The sequence below is a fragment of the Sinorhizobium sp. 8-89 genome (assembly GCF_030124325.1).
Lineage (GTDB): Bacteria > Pseudomonadota > Alphaproteobacteria > Rhizobiales > Rhizobiaceae > Sinorhizobium.
The window spans coordinates 161459-176889 of the sequence record NZ_JASKLR010000009.1; the positions used below are offsets into that span (position 1 = coordinate 161459).

14 protein-coding genes and 1 pseudogene are annotated in these 15431 nt (G+C 63.0%); 7 read left to right on the forward strand and 8 right to left on the reverse strand.

The window, feature by feature from the left end; genetic code table 11:
• Positions 1–77 precede the first annotated feature (77 nt).
• Together QN219_RS18680 and QN219_RS18685 are read left to right on the forward strand one after the other, a co-directional pair.
• Positions 78–794 carry a FadR/GntR family transcriptional regulator gene (locus QN219_RS18680; RefSeq protein ID WP_284001312.1) on the forward strand — a complete coding sequence of 239 codons (717 nt, stop codon included), beginning with the start codon at positions 78–80 and terminating at the stop codon, positions 792–794.
• Between the two features lie 20 nt (positions 795–814).
• Positions 815–2017, forward strand: a complete 1203-nt coding sequence (locus QN219_RS18685) for a mandelate racemase/muconate lactonizing enzyme family protein (RefSeq protein WP_284001313.1) — start codon at positions 815–817, stop codon at positions 2015–2017.
• Positions 2018–2148: 131 nt separating this feature from the next.
• Here the strand turns inward: QN219_RS18685 and QN219_RS18690 are convergent, their stop codons facing one another.
• The 6 genes from QN219_RS18690 to QN219_RS18715 all read right to left on the reverse strand — a co-directional run bounded on the left by QN219_RS18690 (position 2149) and on the right by QN219_RS18715 (position 8561).
• Entirely contained in the window at positions 2149–3153 is a 1005-nt protein-coding gene (locus tag QN219_RS18690; RefSeq protein ID WP_284001314.1) for a TRAP transporter substrate-binding protein, read from the reverse strand.
• Positions 3154–3200: 47 nt separating this feature from the next.
• The gene (locus QN219_RS18695; RefSeq protein WP_284001316.1) at positions 3201–4478 is read right to left on the reverse strand and encodes a TRAP transporter large permease subunit; all 1278 of its coding nucleotides are present in this window, start codon (positions 4476–4478) and stop codon (positions 3201–3203) included.
• Positions 4478–5011 (reverse strand): TRAP transporter small permease, encoded by a 534-nt coding sequence (locus QN219_RS18700; RefSeq protein ID WP_284001317.1) that lies wholly within the window; start codon positions 5009–5011, stop codon positions 4478–4480. The genes QN219_RS18695 and QN219_RS18700 overlap by 1 nt, the downstream gene beginning before the upstream one ends.
• Positions 5012–5033: 22 nt before the next feature.
• Complete coding sequence (locus QN219_RS18705) at positions 5034–6200, reverse strand: fumarylacetoacetate hydrolase family protein (protein ID WP_284001318.1); 1167 nt, start codon at positions 6198–6200, stop codon at positions 5034–5036.
• A gap of 217 nt (positions 6201–6417) precedes the next feature.
• Positions 6418–7125, reverse strand: a complete 708-nt coding sequence (locus tag QN219_RS18710) for a FadR/GntR family transcriptional regulator (protein WP_284001320.1) — start codon at positions 7123–7125, stop codon at positions 6418–6420.
• A 44-nt stretch (positions 7126–7169) separates the two neighbouring features.
• Positions 7170–8561 (reverse strand): FAD-binding oxidoreductase, encoded by a 1392-nt coding sequence (locus QN219_RS18715; RefSeq protein WP_284001392.1) that lies wholly within the window; start codon positions 8559–8561, stop codon positions 7170–7172.
• 201 nt (positions 8562–8762) lie between these two features.
• Here QN219_RS18715 and denD point away from each other — a divergent pair, with 201 nt between their 5' ends.
• The 5 genes from denD (at position 8763) to aac(3) (ending at position 13604) form a co-directional block, all read left to right on the forward strand.
• A complete protein-coding gene (gene denD, locus QN219_RS18720) occupies positions 8763–9746 on the forward strand; it encodes a D-erythronate dehydrogenase (RefSeq protein ID WP_284001321.1) in 984 nt (327 codons plus the stop codon).
• The gene (locus QN219_RS18725) at positions 9746–10657 is read left to right on the forward strand and encodes an NAD(P)-dependent oxidoreductase (RefSeq protein WP_284001322.1); all 912 of its coding nucleotides are present in this window, start codon (positions 9746–9748) and stop codon (positions 10655–10657) included. The genes denD and QN219_RS18725 overlap by 1 nt, the downstream gene beginning before the upstream one ends.
• The gene (locus QN219_RS18730) at positions 10654–12438 is read left to right on the forward strand and encodes an IlvD/Edd family dehydratase (protein ID WP_284001323.1); all 1785 of its coding nucleotides are present in this window, start codon (positions 10654–10656) and stop codon (positions 12436–12438) included. Before QN219_RS18725 ends, QN219_RS18730 begins: the two co-directional genes overlap by 4 nt.
• 234 nt (positions 12439–12672) lie before the next feature.
• Positions 12673–12771: a BA14K family protein gene (locus QN219_RS18735; RefSeq protein WP_284001393.1), complete on the forward strand. Its 99-nt coding sequence runs from the start codon at positions 12673–12675 to the stop codon at positions 12769–12771.
• Between the two features lie 8 nt (positions 12772–12779).
• Positions 12780–13604, forward strand: a complete 825-nt coding sequence (aac(3), locus tag QN219_RS18740; RefSeq protein WP_284001324.1) for an aminoglycoside 3-N-acetyltransferase — start codon at positions 12780–12782, stop codon at positions 13602–13604.
• A 227-nt stretch (positions 13605–13831) separates the two neighbouring features.
• Here aac(3) and QN219_RS18745 read toward each other — a convergent pair whose 3' ends face one another.
• Positions 13832–14512, reverse strand: a complete 681-nt coding sequence (locus QN219_RS18745) for a DUF2161 domain-containing phosphodiesterase (protein ID WP_284001325.1) — start codon at positions 14510–14512, stop codon at positions 13832–13834.
• 148 nt (positions 14513–14660) lie between these two features.
• Positions 14661–15412: pseudogene (locus QN219_RS18750) on the reverse strand (SDR family NAD(P)-dependent oxidoreductase).
• Positions 15413–15431 lie beyond the last annotated feature (19 nt).

Consider the following 15431-nt stretch of genomic DNA (forward strand, 5'->3'; position numbering starts at 1 on the left):
TCGTTCGCCGTTATCGTTTCGCTCTTGGCTTTTGTGCGAACCTATAATACAGGTTGGCGAAAGCCATAGGATAGAGAATGAGCGAAACGGACACGATCACGCCATCTTCCGGTGACCTCGTCGCAGGCGCGGTCTCGCAGATTTCCGCCTTGATTCGCAAGAACCAATTGAAGCCGGGGGATCGCCTGCCCTCCGAAGCAGCCCTGACGGAAAGCCTCAACGTGTCCCGCACCGTGGTTCGCGAGGCTCTGCGTTCGCTGGCAGCGATGCGACTGATCGACCTCGGCGCCGGCAAGCGGCCCACCGTCGCCGAGCTCGACGACAGTTCCATCGCGATGACCTTCCGGCACGGGCTTTTCACCGACCAGATCGATATCCGCCAGATCTATGACGCACGCCGCACCATCGAGGGGCGCACGGCAACGCTCGCCGCCCTGCTGCGCACCGATCAGGAGGCCAACCAGATCCTCGGCTTCGCCCGCGCCATGCAGAACCGCCTCGACCAACCGGCCGCCGTCATGGAAAACGACCTCGCCCTTCACCTGGCGATCGCGCGCGCCTCGAAGAACCCCGTCTTCGCCCTGATGATCGGCGCCTTTCAAGGCGTGATCGTCGAGAGCTGGCCGATCGGCTGGAAGGCCCGCGCCACGGACGACGAACGCGAAGCCGTGAACCGCCTGCACCTCGACCTCGCCGAGGCGATCGCCGCCGCCGATCCTCAGGCGGCCTCGACCATCATGGACCGGCATTTCGATGAGAGCCTCAGGGCTCTCGCCCGTGCCGGCCTGACCTGAACCAAGAAACTGGAGTTCCCATGAAAATCACAGGTCTCGAAACCGTGCGCGTCGCCGAGCGCGCCAATCTCCTCTGGCTGCTCGTGCACACCGACGAAGGCTTGACCGGTCTCGGCGAAACCTTCTTCGGCGCGGAGACCGTCGAAGCCTACATCCACGAGTACATCGCGCCCCGCGTGATCGGCCGTGATCCGCTGGAGATCGACCGCCTCGCAGCCGACCTTGTCGGCTATATCGGCTTTCGTTCCTCCGGCGCCGAAGTGCGCGGCAACTCCGCCTTCGACATCGCGCTCTGGGATATTTTCGGAAAGGCGACGGGGCAGCCTATCGCCCAGCTTCTCGGTGGCTTCACGCGCCGCGAGATCCGCACCTATAACACCTGCGCCGGCAGCGAATACATCAAGAAGGCGACCGGCCAGACCACGTCCAACTACGGCCTTTCGACCGGCAAGGACTATGACGACCTGAACGGCTTCCTGCACCGCGGCGACGAACTGGCGCTCTCGCTGCTCGAAGACGGCATCACCGCCATGAAGATTTGGCCGTTCGACGCGGCCGCCGAAAAGACGCGCGGTCAGTACATCTCAGTCCCCGACCTCAAGCAGGCACTCGTTCCCTTCGAAAAGATCCGGGCGGCCGTCGGCGACAAGATGGACATCATGGTCGAGTTCCACTCCATGTGGCAGTTGCTGCCGGCCATGCAGATCGCCAAGGCGCTCGGTCCCTTCAACACCTTCTGGCATGAAGATCCGATCAAGATGGACAGCCTTTCGAGCCTGAAGCGGTATGCCGAGGTCTCCCCGGCCCCGATCTCGGCCTCCGAAACGCTCGCCACCCGGTGGGGTTTCCGCGACTATCTCGAAACCGGCGGGGCCGGCATCGTCATGCTCGACATATCCTGGTGCGGAGGGCTCTCGGAAGCCCGCAAGGTCGCGTCGATGGCCGAAGCCTGGCACCTGCCCGTCGCCCCCCATGACTGCACCGGACCGGTGGTGCTCTGCGCCTCGACCCATCTGTCGCTCAACGCGCCCAATGCATTGGTCCAGGAAAGCGTGCGCGCCTTCTACAACACCTGGTATCGCGATCTTGTGACCGCGCTGCCGGAAGTGAAGAACGGGATGATCACGGTTCCCCCCGGTCCGGGGCTTGGCATGGAGCTACACCCCGACATGGAGAAGATATTCACAGTCAGCCGCCGCATGTCCGATGCCTCGGGCATCTGACCGACGTGACGGCATTTGTGCGGGGCAAGCCTTATCGAGACGCACAACATAACAACATAGAAGAAGCCCGCAGCGGCGACCGCTGCGAGCTTCTTTCTTGGCGCGGTCCCGAAGGACCGCCACCAGGGAGATTACTTGCGGATCTCGGCGAGTTCGGCCAGGACTGCGTCCACGACGGCAGCACCGATCTCGTCCATGTGCTTTTGGTAAACAACCATCGACTTCTCGCGGATGCGGGTCTGTTCTTCCGGAGACAGGACGTTCACTTCGAGACCGGCAGCCTTGATCTTCTCCAGCGACTTCTTGTTCAGGTCGGCGATGACCTGACGCTCGACGTCGCGGCCGACGACGGCGCATTCACGAAGGGCTGCCTGCTCTTCCGGGGTGTAGGTGTCGAAGATGGCCTTCGAGAACAGGAAGAGGAACGGCGTGTAGGCGTGGTTGGTCTCGGTGATGTACTTCTGCACTTCGAAGAACTTCGAGGTGTCGATCGTCACATACGGGTTTTCCTGGGCGTCGATCGTTTTGGTCTCGAGAGCCGAGAACACCTCGCCGAAGGCCATCGGCGTGGCGTTCGCACCGAGGTTCTGGAAGGTGTCGAGGAAGATGTTGTTCTGCATGACGCGGACCTTCAGGCCCGAGAAGTCTTCCCACTTCGTGACCGGGCGCACGGAGTTCGACAGGTTGCGGAAACCATTTTCCCAGTAAGCGAGGTTGACGAGACCGACGGCTGCCAGCTTCTCGTCCATCATCTCGCCGAACTTGCCGTCGAGAACCTTGTAGGCTTCCTCGGCATTGGCGAAGAGGAAAGGCAGGTCGAAGACGCCGAGAGCCGGCTCGATGCCGACGAGCGGCGACGACGAGGTCACGACAGCTTCCTGAACGCCCGAACGGAGCGCCTGGGTAGCCTGCAAGTCGCCGCCGAGAGCACCGCCCCAGAAGGCGGTCAGCTTGAGCTTGCCGCCGGACTTCTCGTCCAGGCACTTCTGCATGGCTTCGATACCGTTGCCGACCGGGTGGTCGGCGTTGATGCCGTTCGACACCCGGATGTTGCGGTCGTTGAACTCGGCGAATGCCGGAGCAGAAGCCATGCAGGCGAATGCAATGGCGGTCGTGGCGAGTAGAAGTTTTCTCATGATATCCCTCCCGAGGATCGTTGTTTGAGAAGATTGAGGGTTGTCCATCACCGCAGCCATTGGGCGGGCACGGTGATGATTTCAGGGAACAGTACGAGCAGCATCAGCAGCGCCGTCTGGGCCAGCAGGAAGGGCAGAATGCCGATCGTGACCTTTCCGAGCGGAACTCGACCGACGCCGCTCACGACGTTCAGAACGACGCCCACCGGCGGGGTGATCAGGCCGATGCAGCAGTTCATGACGAACATCACGCCGAAGTAGATCGGGTCGATGCCTGCCTGCTTGATGATCGGCATGAGGACGGGCGTGAGGATCAGGATCGACGGCGTCAGGTCGAGAGCCGTGCCGACGATCAGGACCAGGATCATGATCGCGAACATCAGGAGCCTCGGGCGGTCGATCAGCGGCTCGATATAGCCCGTGATCTCGGTCGGAATGTTCGCGGCCGTGATAAGCCATGCGGAGACGAGCGCCGCGCAGACCAGGAACATGATGACCGCAGTCGTCTTGGCGGCCTGCAGGATGACCCGCGGCAAGTCGCGCGGCTTCAGTTCGCGGTAGATGAACATGCCGACGAAAAGAGCATAGAAGGCCGCGATCACGGCAGCTTCGGTCGGCGTCACGACCCCGGCCTTGATACCGCCGAGAATGATCACCGGCATGCCGAGCGCCCAGGCGGCGCGCCCGGTCGCATTGAGGCGCGCGGACATCGGAGCCTTGGGCAGCGGCTGGATGTTGTCCTTGCGTACGACGAACTGCCAGGTGAGCATCAACGACAGGCCCATCAGCAGGCCGGGCACGATGCCCGCCATGAAGAGCTGGGTGATCGATACGTTGGCCGACACGCCGAACACGATGAACGCCATGGATGGCGGGATGACGGGGGCAATGATGCCGCCGGACGCGATGAGGCCCGCGGAACGCGGCACGTTGTAACCGGCTTTCGCCATCATGGGGATCAGGATTGCGGCAAGGGCAGCGGTGTCGGCAGCGGCCGAACCCGAAATACTCGCCATGATGACGGCAGCCATGATCGCCACGATGCCGAGACCGCCACGAATGTGGCCGACGCAGGCGATCGCGAACTCGATGATGCGCTTGGACAGACCGCCCGAGTTCATCAACTCGCCGGCGAGAACGAAGAACGGGATGGCCAGCAGCGTGAAGGTGTCGGCACCGATGATCATGTTCTGCGCGATGATCTGGCTGTTGAACATCCCCATGAACCACATGAGGACGACGCCACAGAACATCAGGGCGAATGCAACCGGCACGCCGATCGCCATGGCTCCGACGAGGGAGGCAATAAATACGAGAAGAGTCATCAGCTACGCTCGGCCAGATGTTCGAGGGACATGTTTTCGCCGGCGAAGGCGGCAAGTTCTTCCTCGGTCACGCGACCTGTCAGAAGGCGAATGAGGCGTTCCAGGGCGATGATCACGCAGCCGGCGCCGGTGAAGAAGCCGATGCCGTAAACGAAGCCCATGGAAAGGCCCGTCACCGGTGCACTCATGCTCCAGTTGATCGGGAACTGCTTCCAGGTGCCCCAGAAGAAGATGGCGGAAACGCCGATGATCACCACGTTGCTGACGGCCATGCAGATAATGCGACCCTTGCGGCCAAACAGTGCCACGAGGGTCTCCACGCCCATGTGCCCGTGTTCTCGGAACGCCACCACGGCGCCGATGAAGGTCACCCAGACGAAGAAGTAACGCGCCAATTCGTCCGACACGGTCAGTCCGGAATTCATGGCGTAGCGCATGACGACGTTGACGAAAACCATGACCGCCATCCCCGAAAGAAGGATGATCAGCAGGAATTCGAGAGCTTTGTAGAATAGATCGATTGCCTTTTGCACTCGGTCCTCCCCTATTCGAAAATTACAAGAGGCCGCGCTTGGCGAGATTTCGCATGAGGGCGCCGACCCCGAAAGTCCATTCCGGGCAGGCATCACAGCGATCAACCCAGTTCACCAGACGCCCGAGCTTCGGCATCGATATTTCCACCCGGTCGCCCACTTCGTGCGTGAAGCCCTGTCCGACGCCACGGCGATCTTTCACCGGCGCGAACATGGTGCCGAGGAACAGCACTGCGCCGTCCGGATACTGGTGATTGCGGTTGCGCAGTTGCGACACCAGGTTTTCCGGGCTGCGGCTGATCGCTTCCATCGGGCTTTCGCCGGTCATCTCGAAACCGTCCTCGCCCTTGACCAGCAGCGTGACGCGAACCTTGCGCAGATCGTCGATGGTGAAATTCTCGTCGAACAGGCGAATGAACGGGCCGATCGAGCAGGACGCATTGTTGTCCTTCGCCTTGCCGAGCAGCAAGGCAGAACGGCCTTCGACATCACGAAGGTTCACGTCGTTGCCGAGCGTGGCGCCGAGGATCGCGCCGTCGGAGCGAACTGCGAGCACGACTTCCGGTTCGGGATTGTTCCACTGCGAGATCGGATGAATGCCGACCGTGTCGCCACAGCCGACGGAGGACATGGGCTGCGACTTCGTGAAGATCTCGGCGTCGGGGCCGATTCCGACTTCGAGGTACTGCGACCAGAGATTCATGTCCTGCAGCAGCGCCTTGACCTTCGCCGCCTGCTCCGAACCGGCCACGAGACCGCGCAAGCTGTCGCCGAGCACCGGCGCCAGCCGTTCGCGGATTTCGCGTGCCCGGGAGGGATCGCCCTTGGCCTGCTCCTCGATCACCCGCTCGAGCATGCTGTCGGCGAAGGTGACGCCGGCCGCCTTGATCGCCTGAAGGTCGATCGGCGCCAGAAGTTCGCCTGCCTTGCCGGAGAGGAAATCGTCGAGAGGGCCGAGATCGGCAAGACCGGTCGCGGATTTCAGCCTGTCGACCAGCCGATCCTGCTCGAACAGGAAGGAAACGGTAGCGGCGATGGTTGTCAGGTCAAGCAAGCGTCCGTCGCGCAGCAGTACCGGGCAAGGGCCATCGACGGCCTTCGACCACACACGCCCGACCAGAACGGCCTGCGCTGCGTCTTCCGGCAAAATCGCGGCCGCGGATAGTGAATGCTTGGAAACCAAGTCCATCCTCCCTTTTCGAATGTCTCCCAGGCAGCGGCCTCCTGCTGCCTTGCCTTATTGTCAGGATGTCTGACAACGCTCCTCAATCGTTTTAGTCGGACTCCGTCGCACTGTCCAGCGTCCAAATCACGGCTTGTTCAAAAAGCCACCACGATCGAGGCTCTCACCACCGCTTCCGCAACCTCTCGACGGTTCTGGCCTCGAGTTCTAATCAGATGCGACCTCAATAGCTCTCGAGCGTCAGGTCGAGCCGCTTCGCCGCGCCCAACAGGTGCATCTTCATCGCTTCGCGCGCCCGCTTCGGATCCCGGCTGGCAATGGCGTCGCGCAAGGCGACATGCTCCTCGATCGTCACCTCGACGATCTCCTCGAGAACCGCGGCCGCCCGCGCGGCATCGATCGCCAGGCTGATGCGCTCCGCGATGAACCCGATGAAGACCGAGAAGTACTCGTTTCCGGTGGCGGCAGCGACTGCGCGGTGAAACGCGAGGTCGGCGACAATGCCTTCCGCCGTCCACTTTTCCCCGCCGCTCATGCTGGCGAGCGCCTCGTCGATACGCTGAAGATCGTCGGCCGTGTGGTGCAGCGCGGCCAGGCCCGCGGCCTCGATTTCCAGCGGCACGCGCAACTGAAAGAGGTCGCGGAAGCTTTGGCGGTCGGCCAGGTCATCCTGCTCGATGCGGATCGGCCGTGCGTGGGCCTCGGTGACGAAGGCACCGACACCCTGGCGCGTCTCGACCAGTCCTTCGTTGCGGAGCTGGGCAATCGCCTCGCGCACCACGGACCGGCTCACGCCCAGCGCCTTGGCCAGAAAGTGTTCGGTCGGCAGCTTCTCGCCGGGACGCATCCGGCCTTCCGTGATGTCGCGCGCAATCTGGCCGGCAATGCGTGCCGGCAGATGTTCACTTCGCCTGATATGTCCGAATTCCATGATCTTTACGTCCCGCCTCCTCCGCGTCACGTGAGGGTTTTCTATCAATCCCTCGCGAAACTCAATTGGCAACCGGGGTTCATCCGAAGATCCGGATCGATCGCCGTCTTCGCAGCGGTCAGCAGCCTGCGCCGAACCTCGGACAGACGCGTGTCGAAGTCGGACTTCTTCAAGCGGCCGATGCCGTGCTCGGCACTGATCGAGCCGTGATAGCCGTCGAGCACTTCGTTGATGATCTTCTTCGCCTTGTAGATCCGCGCATCGATCTCACTACGCGGCAGGTCACCCGGCGGCAGCACGTTCAGGTGCACGTTGCCGTCGCCGACGTGGCCGTAGGAGACGCAGACGCATTCCGGAAGCGCGTCATGGACGGCCTTCTGCGCATCGCGCACGAAATCGGCGAGCCGCGACAGCGGAACGGAAACGTCGGTGCGCAAGTGCGGACCGCGCTTGGCCTGCCCCTCGTTCATGCCCTCGCGGAAAAGCCAGAGATTACGGGACTGCGCCTTGGACGTGGCGACCACCCCGTCGACCACGAGACCGTCGCCCATGACACCTTCGAGGAAACGTTCCATCAGATCCGACACGTCGACCAGCCCCGAGCCCGAGATTTCGACTAGCGCATAGGCCGGGTGGTCGCCCGACATCGGCATCGCGAGGTCCGGCATCGCCTCGCGCGCCAGTGTGAAGGCGAGCGGCGGCATGAACTCGAACGCCGACAGAAGGTCGCAGCAATCGCGACGGGCACGGCGGTAGAGCGCGATCACGTCGTCGAGCGAATTCAGCCCCAGAAGGGCGGTGGCCACCTGATCCGGCATCGGCATCAGTTTCACCGCGACCGCCGTGATGATCCCGAGCGTGCCTTCGGCTCCGATGAACAACTGCTTCAGATCAATGCCGCGATTGTCCTTGCGCAGCGTCGACAACGCGTCGAAGACCGAACCGTCGGGCAGGACGACTTCCAGCCCCAGCACCAGCTCGCGCGTCATGCCGTAGCGCAGGACATTGATGCCCCCGGCATTGGTGGAGACATTGCCGCCGATCCGGCAGGACCCCTGCGCACCGAGCGCGAGCGGGAAGAACATTCCAGCTTCCTCGACCTTGTCCTTGAATTCGGACAGGATAGCGCCCGCCTCGACGACGGCCGAAAAATCGTCGACGTCAATCCGGCGGATGGCATTCATGCGCTCGAGGCTGAGCACGACCTGGCTTTCCGGCGCATCCGGCGTGGCACCCAGCACGAGGCCGGTGTTGCCGCCCTGCGGCACGATAGCGACCCCGAGTTCGGCGCAGACGCGCACCGCCTTCGAGACATCCTCGGTAGAGCGCGGACGAAGAACCGCGATCGCTCCGGTGGTCACATCGCCGTGCCAGTCTCGACAATAGCGCTCCACCTCATCCCCGAGGAGAACCAGGTCCGCCCCGAGGGCGTCCACGAATTTCCGCTGATATGACTGGATACTCACGCTCACGTGTCCCTCCCGGCCCCGGCGCTGACGACCTGTGCGGGATGCCAATTATTCTGTTTTCAAACGCACCATATAAGGTTATCAGACAACCTTACAATGTCTTTTTTCGGCTGAGTGCTTCGCATCTTCGTCGGAAGCTGGGAACGAAAGCATGGAGGAGGTAATCACATGCACATTCTGATCATCGGCGCCGCCGGCATGGTGGGTCGCAAGCTCGCAGCGCGTCTTGCAAAGGACGGAAACCTGGACGGCCGCGCCATCGACGCGATGACGCTGATCGACGTCGTCACCCCGGAAGCGCCGGCGGGTTTCACCGGCAGGACCGTCCTTGAAACCGTCGACCTTTCGTCTGTCGGAGAAGCGGAGCGCCTGGTCGCCGGACGGCCGGATGTGATCTTCCACCTCGCCGCCATCGTGTCGGGCGAAGCCGAACTCGACTTCGACAAGGGCTACCGCATCAATCTCGACGGCACTCGTTACCTCTTCGACGCGATTCGCATCGCCCACGGCCAGGACGGCTACAAGCCGCGTGTCGTCTTCACCTCGTCGATCGCCGTCTTCGGCGCTCCCCTGCCCTATCCGATCCCGGACGAGTTTCACACCACTCCGCTCACCAGCTACGGCACCCAGAAAGCCATTTGCGAACTCTTGCTGTCGGACTATTCGCGTCGCGGCTTCTTCGACGGTATCGGCATCCGCCTCCCGACCATCTGCATCCGTCCGGGCAAGCCCAACAAGGCTGCCTCCGGCTTCTTCTCCAACATCCTGCGCGAGCCGCTGGTCGGTCAGGAAGCCGTACTTCCGGTCTCCGAGGACGTCCGCCACTGGCACGCCTCGCCGCGCTCGGCCGTCGGCTTCCTGATCCACGGCGCGACCATCGACGTCGAAAAGGTCGGTCCACGCCGCAACCTTTCCATGCCGGGCCTCAGCGCCACCGTCGGCGAACAGATCGACGCTCTGCGCCGCGTCGCCGGCGAGAAGGCCGTGTCGCTCATCCGTCGTGAGCCCGACGAGATGATCATGCGCATGTGCGCCGGCTGGGCCCCCGGTTTCGAAGCCAAGCGCGCCACCGAGCTCGGCTTCACCGCTGAAAAATCCTTCGATGAAATCATCAAGGTCCACATCGAGGACGAACTGGGAGGCAAGCTCTGATGACCGCGGACAGAGCGAATGCGGTCCGGCGCATTGCCTTTCTCGGCACCGGCCTCATGGGCGCGCCGATGGCGCGCCGCCTGCTGAAGGCAGGTTTTCCCGTCACCGTCTGGAACCGTGACGCCTCCAAAACCGAAGCCCTGGCGACCGACGGCGCAAGCCTCGCAGCCACGGCCGCCGACGCTGCGCGTGATGCCGACGTCGTCTTCACCATGCTGAGCGACGGAAACGCCGTCGGCCAGGTTCTGTTCGAAGCCGGCGTCGCCGAAGTCCTGAGGGCCGGCGCGACCGTCGTCGATTCCTCGTCGATCGCCCCGCCGATCGCCCGCGATCATGCCGCCCGCCTCGCTGAACTCGGCGTCGCCCACGTCGATGCCCCGGTCTCCGGCGGCGTCGTCGGCGCCGAAGCCGGGGCGCTCGCCATTATGGCTGGCGGCAAGGCCGAGGTTATCGCCGGCCTCACGGACGTCTTTGCCGCGCTTGGCCGCGTCACGCATGTCGGCCCCGCCGGCGCCGGCCAGGTCTGCAAGCTGGCCAACCAGCAGATCGTCGCCATCACCATCGGCGCGGTTGCCGAGGCGATGATCCTCGTGGAAGCTGGCGGCGCGGATCGCGGCAGGTTCCGCGACGCCATTCGCGGCGGCTTCGCCGAGAGCCGGATCCTTGACCTGCACGGCGCCCGCATGGTGAACCGCACCTTCGCGCCCGGCGGTCCCTCTCGGCTGCAGCTGAAGGACCTGGATGCGATTGCCGCCATGGCCGATCTCCTCGATCTGGAATTGCCATTGACGGCCGTGGTACGGAGCGAATTCCGTGACTTCGTGACCGATGGCGGCGGCGAAAAGGATCACAGCGCGCTTCTGCTGCATCTGGAGAAGGTCAACGGAAGAGAACGGGAGAAAGATCAATGACCGACGACAGGAAGGCAGCCCCGCGGCTGCGCTCGCAGGACTGGTTCGATAACCCCGAGCACCTGGACCTGACCGCGCTCTACCTGGAGCGCTTCATGAACTACGGCACCACACCGGAAGAACTACGGTCCGGCAAACCGATCATCGGCATCGCCCAGTCGGGCAGCGATCTCAACCCCTGCAACCGCCACCATCTGGACCTGGCGAAGCGCTTGCGCGACGGCATCCGCGATGCAGGCGGCATTCCGATCGAGTTCCCGACCCATCCGCTGTTCGAGAATTGCAAGAGGCCGACGGCGGCGCTCGACCGCAATCTCGCCTATCTCGGCCTGGTCGAGATCCTTTACGGCTACCCGCTCGATGGCGTGATCCTGACCACCGGCTGCGACAAGACCACCCCGTCGGCACTGATGGCCGCCTCGACTGTCGACATTCCGGCCATCGTCTTTTCCGGCGGACCGATGCTCGACGGCTGGAACGACGGCGATCTCGTCGGCTCCGGTACCGTGATCTGGCGTTCGCGCCGCAAGTATGCCGCCGGCGAAATAACCCGCGAGCAGTTCCTCGAGGCGGCCCTCGATTCCGCTCCCTCGGTCGGCCATTGCAACACCATGGGTACGGCGTCCACGATGAACGCCATGGCCGAAGCGCTTGGCATGTCGCTGACCGGCTGTGCGGCGATCCCGGCAGCCTACCGCGAACGTGGACAGATGGCCTATCGCACCGGCCGCCGCGCCGTCGAGCTTGTGCTGCAAGACATCAAGCCGTCCGACATCCTGACGCGCGAGGCGTTCCTGAACGCGATCAAGGTCAACTCCGCCATCGGCGGGTCTACCAATGCCCAGCCCCACCTAATGGCAATGGCCAAGCACGCGGGAGTAGCGCTCAACCCGGACGATTGGCAGGTCCATGGCTACGACATACCCCTGCTCGCCAATGTCCAGCCGGCAGGTGCCTATCTCGGCGAACGTTTCCACCGTGCCGGCGGTGTGCCCGCGATCATGTGGGAACTGCTCAAGGCCGGCAAGATCGACGGCAGCTGTCCGACGGTGACCGGCAAGACAATGGCGGAAAACCTGGAAGGCCGCGAATCCGACGACCGCGAAGTGATCAGGCCTTTTGCCGAGCCGCTGCGCGAACGCGCGGGCTTCCTCGTCCTCAAGGGCAATCTCTTCGACTTCGCCATCATGAAGATGAGCGTCGTTTCCGACGGCTTCCGCAAGCGCTACCTGCAGGAGCCGGGACGCGAGGGCGTGTTCGAGGGTCGCGCCATCGTCTTCGACGGGTCTGAGGAATACCACAAGCGGATCAATGATCCCTCGCTCGAAATCGACGAGAACTGCATCCTGGTGATCCGCGGCAGCGGTCCCAAGGGTTGGCCTGGCTCGGCGGAAGTGGTCAACATGCAGCCGCCGGATCACCTGCTGAAACGCGGCATCATGAGCCTTCCGACGATCGGCGACGGCCGCCAGTCCGGCACGGCTGACAGCCCGTCGATCCTGAACGCCTCGCCCGAAAGCGCGGCCGGCGGCGGCCTTGCCTGGGTACGCACCGGCGACACCATACGCATCGACTTCAACGAAGGCCTCTGCGACATGTTGGTGGACGATGCCGAAATCGAGCGCCGCAAGGCCGAGGGTATTCCGAAGGTACCGGAGGACGCCACTCCCTGGCAGATGATCTACCGCCAGACCGTGACCCAGCTCGCGGACGGCGCGACGATCAGGAAGGCGGACGAGTTCCGCCAAATCTCCAAGACGCCGCCGCGGCACAACCACTGACGATCTGGCGATCGCACGGGCAAACCGCCCCGTGCGATCGCCACTTCCGACTGGGGCCCTTGCGCGAGCTTCGAGGATCTCGGCTGATCTTTAACGGATATCGCGGCATCGTAGTCGCTCGCCCCGGCGGACCGCCTCTATACTGGGTTCCTCCCACCGCCTTTACCGCCGGTGTGATCATTGGAGTTGCAATCGCGCATCCGGTGGCGCCGGTTCGAGGTCTTACGGCCGCGCATGTTCGGTGGGTGTTTTGATCATTATCGGTCCTATGGGGCATACGATAACATCTATCAGCCCTATGATGGCACGCGTGAGCAGTCACCATACAGCTGAGGACCCACGTGACGAACAGGGCGACACTCAAATCGGACCTTCACGCGCTCGGCATCGAGACAGGCGATGCCGTGATGGTGCATGCCTCGCTGAAGGCGATCGGTGTGGTCGAAGGAGGGGCCGAAAGCGTGGTTGCGGCGCTGCGTGATGCCATAGGACCAACCGGGACCTTGATGGGCTATGCCTCCTGGGATCGGTCTCCCTATGAGGAGACGTTGAACGGCGCGCAGATCGCGGAAGAGGTGCGGCGCAACTGGCCGCCGTTCGATCCCGCGACCGCCCGAACCTATCGTGGTTTCGGTCTGCTGAACCAATTCCTGGCCGAAACGCCCGGCGCATTGCGCAGTGCGCATCCCGATGCGTCAATGGTAGCAATCGGCGCGCTTGCGAAAGAGCTGATCGAGCCGCACAGACTGGGCCATGCCCTCGGCCGCGGCTCGCCTGTCGAACGCTTTGTCCGGCGCGGCGGAAAAGTGCTCTTGCTTGGAGCTCCCCTCGATGCGGTCACCGTGCTGCATTACGCAGAGGCGATAGCCGATATCCCGGGAAAACGCCGTGTGACCTACCAGATGCCGATACTCGCACCGAATGGGGAAGTAATTTGGGAGACCGCTGACGACTTCGATACGAACGGCATCCTCGATTGCTTCGCCATTGACGGAGAACCGGATGCAGTCGAGACGATAGCGAAAGCGTATGTCTCGCAGGGGCGGCACAGCGAAGGCCAAGTGGGAAACGCACGTTCCTACCTGCTCGGTGCGCAAGATGTCGTCTCTTTTGGGGTAAACTATCTTGAAACGCGGTTTGGTCACAGGGACGGAAGAAACAGGTGATTGTCTGGTTCCTGGTGGCGCGAGGCGAGTCGACGGAACATCATCCATCTGTTCCTGAAGCTCGACGAGCGCCTTTTGCGCGAGCGGACCGACGTCCCTCAGAACCTCGATCCGCCCTACTGGACTGCCGCCCATGGGAGTCGACTATGCATCCGTCGCCTGAGCGGACTCGACTTTAAGGCGATGTCTTAGATCAAGGGGCGCAAAGCTCTCTTGTGGAACAAAAGTCACGCTGGGACGGCTATTGTTGCCTGCGTGCCCGGCTGCGGCCATCGCTGCAGGGCTTCCCGTGCGGCGTCCGTCAAACCGTAGACGCCTCTGTCAAGCCGCTCAAACCAGCCATAGACATTCGCAAGCAAAATCTTCCCGGCATCCGGTACGCTGGATCTGATTTCACGCACGCGCAGCGGTCCTGACGCCAGCGCTACCGCACAGCCGAGCGCCTGCTGACGGTATGCGGTCATGACAGGCGCGCGCGTGCTCCCGCCGATTGCGGGATCGCCGCGTCGCCTCTGGTGTTCGCGCATAAGCCTCGAACGCCGTTTCGGATTGGTCCGCGGCATCGGCGACACGGAGCCAACGATAACGCTGACATCGCCGGCATCGGAAATGCCGAGCATGCCGATCCCGAGCCTGCGGCAGAGATCGCGGTAGCGTTTGTCGGCTTCCCGTCCTTTGCCCTTGGCCGAGACTCGCGCCGCGATCCAGACCTCGTCTGCGACCGCTGCGCGATCGACGGCCTGCAGGATCAGCTCCAGATTGAAGCTCAGTTTCAGCTCGCAGATCACGACCACAGGCGGATCGTCATCGCTGAGGCCGACGAGATCGCAGCCGCCAACTTCGCCCTTGACGACGTAACCTGCCTTTTCAAGAAAGCCTTTGACGGGCAGATAAAGCGAAGTTTCCATATGCCTGCAAATCGAAGCCGAGAATCGTTCGATAAACTACATCGATCCGCCCGTATGGGACACCGGATCTATCGCCGCCGCCGCAGTTATACGGAGTTCCTGTCGATACATCGTGCGATTTCCGAAGCACAGAAGAATGTTCGCCAACTTAGGCCACCGCCTGAGCACCCGTTATTTCAACGAGCGAGCCGCACATGAAGGCGGCCTCGATGCGAGGAAGGCGACGAGGGCTGCTACTTCCTCCGGTTTTCCGATCCGCCCGAAGGGAACGAGTTTGTCGAGGTCTGCAATGGTGCGGCCTGATCGCTTAACGCCCGCCTCGAGCATCGGCGTGTGAATTTCGCCCGGGCAGACGGCGTTGACGCGGATCTTGTGCGCAGCATAGTCACGGGCGAGGTTCTGCGTGAACGCCGCCACCGCCGCTTTGGTCGTGTTGTAGGCGATGTGGTTCGGCGCCGGATAGAGGCCCCATTGTGAGGCGGTGTTGACGATCGCGCCGCCTCCCGCCTCGATCATGTGCGGGATGGTCGCGCGGCAAAGATGGAACATTGAATCGAGGTTAACAGCGAAGCTCGCATGCCAATCGTCGTCCGTCAGCGACAGGAGGTTGCCGCGTCGGTTGATGCCCGCGTTGTTGACGAGAATGTCGATGCGCTTCCTCTGATCGAATGCCCGAGCGATCAGGCTGACGCAGGGCTCCTTCCGCGCGATGTCGGCCGCGATGGCGATCGCGGAGCCGCCCGCCGCCACGATCTCAGTCGCGACGGCGCCCGCCGCATCGGCGTTTACGTCGGAGACGACGACCAACGCGCCTTCGTCCGCGAGCCGGCGCGAAATGGCGGAGCCGATGCCGCCGCCCCCGCCCGTGACAATCGCGACCTTGCCTTCGAATCTCTTCATCACAAGCTCCCAGATTCTC